The following is a 2,141-nucleotide window of genomic DNA, read 5'->3' as shown; positions in this document are numbered from 1 at the left end:
CTGACCGGCTACCTCGCGCAACTGTTTCCCTTTTTTAATTTTGTGCGTGGGAAAATCTTCTTTAAAAGGCGATCGCTCCCGTACTGAATATACGCCATCCGGCAAATTCATCCAACCCAAATAGCTGTCTGGATGTTCCGCGATCGCTTGAACCCCTGTCGCATACTAGTTTTTTTTGCGAAAGATTTATTAGGTTATACCATTTCCTTAAAAGTTTGCAATAAATAATCGGGGTGTTTTGTAGGTGCGCTTCTCGAATCGTCCCTACAAGGGCAATTAGAAAATTCCAGCATTGTTTTTCAGAAATGCTGTTATACATGTCACAAAAACAAAACATAAGAGTTAGAATAAATACCTTCTTCTGCTCAGGCTGGGACAGTAGCAGAAGTGTTGCGAGCTTGGTTTTTTGTGGGCATACCATAAAAAAAATAGGGTGCATTGACAAAAAGCACCCTATCTGAATCATGGAATTGTGAGGAGAGCTTCTCGTTTTTAGAGAGTAGAAATGTTTTGGAAGTCGTCTTCGGTGATGTTGGTGGCATCAACGCCAGTGAGACCAGCCATGGTATTGCCATTGAACGAAATCACCGTACCGCCTTCAGCTTGCGTGATGCTCAGGTCTTCAAACGTGACACCGTTGGGTTTGACGGGGAAATCGCTGGTGGGGAGAACCAGGGAATCGACGCCATCTTCAAAGTCAGTGATGATGTCAGGACCAGATACGTTTCGTAACAAGAAGCGGTCTTCTCCTGCGCCGCCAGTGAGGGTATCCTCTCCCAAATCGCCACTGAGGAGGTCGTCGCCGTCACCGCCGTTGATAATATCCGCTTGCTGACCGCCAAAGATGATGTCGTCGTCGTTGCCACCGCTAACAGTATCCTCTCCCACGTTGCCGTTGAGGATATCGTTGTCGTTGTCACCTTGGAGATTGTCATTTTGCTGGCCGCCGAACAGGATGTCGTCGCCGTCGCCGCCTTCTAGGTTGTCATCTCCTTGGTTGCCGTTGATGAGGTCGTTGCCGCCGTTGCCGCGAATTTGGTCGTTTCCTGCCCCAGCCGCGATCGCATCATCTTCATCGGAAGCGTTTACATCATCATCGGAGAGAGTGGTGGTAATGTCGTTGTCCTCTGGGATGCTTTCATCACCATCATCTGAGGGGGTTTCATCACCATCATCTGGGGTGTCGGCTTGCTCTTGGTCTTGGTCGGATTCGGTATTGGGATTTTCCGTGGGACCATCGCCAGTTTCCGAGTTTTCTCCGGTTTCTTCTTCTGCAGGTTCCACCTCAATTTCGATGGTCTTATCGAACAGAGAAAAGCGTTCTCCGTCAGAAGCATTCCAGCGAAATTCCAGAGTTCCTGCAAAGCCTTCGTCGGGTTCTACCACCAGCGAGTTGAGTTCGCTAGCGGAGATGGTTTGTTTGTCGTTGACTGGTTCGCCATCGAGGAACAAAGTACCATTTTCGGGCAAGTTTTTGATGCGAATGGCACCGAGTTCGGCACCTTCTGCATCGGAGAAGGCTTCTGCAAATACATCCTTACCTAGAGAAATTTGACCGTCGGCTGTTGTAGTTGCTTCTAGGTCAATGTGGTCGATGCTGGGAGGTGGTGTGGTGGTATTGCTACCGGGGTTGCGACTGTTGTCAGCAGTATCATCACCAGTGTTCTCGTCACCACTGCCTGCGGTATTGTCACCAGTGTCAGCAGTATCATCACCAGTGTTCTCGTCACCACTGCCTGCGGTATTGTCACCAGTGTCAGCAGTATCGTCACCGGTGTTTTCGTCACCACTGCCTGCGGTATTGTCACCAGTGTCAGCAGTATCGTCACCGGTGTTTTCGTCACCACTGCCTGCAGTATTGTCACCGGTGTTTTCGTCACCACTGCCTGCGGTACCGTCACCGGTGTTCTTGTCGCCACTGCCTGCGGTATCGTCGCCGGTGTTCTCGTCACCACTGCCGGCGGTATTGTCACCGGTGTCAGCGGTATCGTCGCCGGTGTTCTCGTCACCACTGCCGGCGGTATTGTCACCGGTGTTCTCGTCGCCAGTGCCAGTGCTGGTATCTAGGGTTAACTTGATTTCCTCGGAAGCGCTAGAGGTGTTGCCAACCCGATCGGTGGCTTGGGCAGTCAAGGTATAGT

Annotated in this window: 1 protein-coding gene; it reads right to left on the bottom strand. The window is 50.8% G+C overall.

What is annotated here, in order from left to right; genetic code table 11:
* Positions 1-492 precede the first annotated feature (492 nt).
* Positions 493-2,141 (bottom strand): calcium-binding protein (locus AS151_RS04105; protein WP_275527967.1); only part of this gene is annotated, 1,649 nt, incomplete at its 5' end.

The sequence above is a fragment of the Geitlerinema sp. PCC 9228 genome (assembly GCF_001870905.1).
Lineage (GTDB): Bacteria > Cyanobacteriota > Cyanobacteriia > Cyanobacteriales > PCC-9228 > PCC-9228.
This window is presented reverse-complemented; position numbering and strand designations above follow the sequence as displayed.